Source organism: Bacteroidia bacterium, assembly GCA_025056095.1.
Classification (GTDB): Bacteria; Bacteroidota; Bacteroidia; order JANWVE01; family JANWVE01; genus JANWVE01.
This window is the reverse complement of the sequence record JANWVW010000319.1, coordinates 1-1,891: the sequence shown is the minus strand read 5'-3', so window position 1 is coordinate 1,891 and position 1,891 is coordinate 1. Positions and strand designations below refer to the sequence as shown.

1 protein-coding gene is annotated in these 1,891 nt (G+C 41.4%); it reads left to right on the top strand.

What is annotated here, in order from left to right; genetic code table 11:
* The first annotated feature begins 352 nt into the window (after positions 1-352).
* Positions 353-1,861, top strand: a complete 1,509-nt coding sequence (locus NZ519_13785) for a zinc-dependent metalloprotease (protein MCS7029824.1) — start codon at positions 353-355, stop codon at positions 1,859-1,861.
* Positions 1,862-1,891: the final 30 nt, after the last annotated feature.

Genomic DNA, 1,891 nt, shown 5'->3' with positions numbered 1-1,891 from the left:
TTTTTTTGGGCGTGCCCCTTGCTGACGCAAGGGTCGGGGCATTCCGCACTACGCTTTCGCTTCGGTGCTCCGCTAACGCTCCGCACTGCCTGACGGCATGCTCCATGCCCCTCACGCAAAAAATTTAACCTCACTACAACCATTCAAAAAATCTACAATCAAAATTTTTTCTACCTCATTTTCAAACACTTAAAAAATTACTATTGACCTTGTCAAAAATTTTAATTTATTTACATTATTATCCTCTATCCACCTATGAAAACCAATTCCTTAATTCCAAACTCACCTGCGCCGAATGGCAAAAAGCTGTGTAAGTTTACTTTCGGGTTACTTACTCATTACCTTTAACGCTATGAAAGCCCAACCACACACATTCTCTTGTGGCACCCCTCACGATGCCAAAAGTCATTTAAATTCCCAAGATATCCTCGCAAAATTAAACACACTTAGCCCACCTTGCGGCGAAGATAGCATCTTCCATATCAGAACCGCTATTCATTACTTCCTTCGTAAAGATGGAACAGGAAACTTCAATGAATTTGACGACGGAAAAGTAGGAGAACCCATTCCCTTAGGACAACCCGCTAACTATCACCAACTTTGGAACGGCTATCGGTTTGCCGCAGAAATCGTTCATGCCGCTAATGTCAGACTGCTACAAAATGTCCCACTCCAAAGCCTTCACACCTCTTGCGTATTTACAGCCCCAGCCGTTTATCCCATCAAAATTCTTTATACCTTGGTAGGTGTTTATTTTCACAGAGTAGAAAATAACGCTTATGACATTATCCATTCCCATGCTTGTAAAGCTATGGATAGTTTGGCAAGGTATGCTGTAAATCCCTCCAATACCTTAAACATAGTTTTAGGTCCTTTTACCATGCATGATGGCTGTGCCGCAGGTATTCCCGCACCTGTCAATGGCATGCGCTTTTCCTGTCAAAACCAATGGAACATGTATAATGCCCATAGTAATGACTGGGTAAATATAGTATGGGGCACAGGTAACTGGTCAACCCCTACAATGAACCATGAACTTGGACACCTGCTATACTTATTTCATACCTTCGAAGGAGATCTATGTGCAGATACACCAACTTGTACAAAAGGTCACACTAATAATGTTATGGATAGTGGGTTGTACCTAGAGTCGCTAACCCCCGACCAACTTACATGGATGTATAATTCGTTGAAAGGTTCTACTTCTAGCACAAGTCATATTCCTGCGTATAAGTATCAGTGCAATTCTTGCAGTCCTGCGTATTCGTTTAGTAGAGTACATGAAAAGTGTGGAGAGGTATATTTAGCAGGGGGTTGGTACGGCACTTGGGTTACTGCCCAAAACCAGTTCATAGAAATTTTTGAGACAAACGCCATAGGTAGCCACACTGTAACAGGACCTTATTATGCTAATTGGTTTCCTGCAACCTCTCCTTCGGTGTATTTGCGTAAGCTCAATAGCCTATATACTTTTGTACCTGGTAAGATTTACAAGATAAAGTTAGCGGTCAGTAGTAGTTGTACAGGTTGGCATGAGAGTAGTAATTGGATAAGGTATTCGGGGGCTGTGAGTTCATCGGGTTGTGGAGGGGGAGGAGGGAGCAGCCCTCATCGTGTAAGTTCATGGGAAGATAAGATTGAAGTGTATCCTAACCCTACTACGGGGACATTGAGCATTTTTTTAGGTAATGTTCCACAAAAGGCTATTTCAGTTGTATTAGCAGATGTAACGGGCAAAGTGGTAGCAACTACTACTTTACAAGAGGTTTATACCCAATGGCATGTAGATGTACCTCAAGGAATGTATATTTTACAAATTCCTGAATTAAATTACTTTGAAAAAATTATCGTACAACAATAAAAGAAAGGAGAAGCAATATGAAAAAGTTAA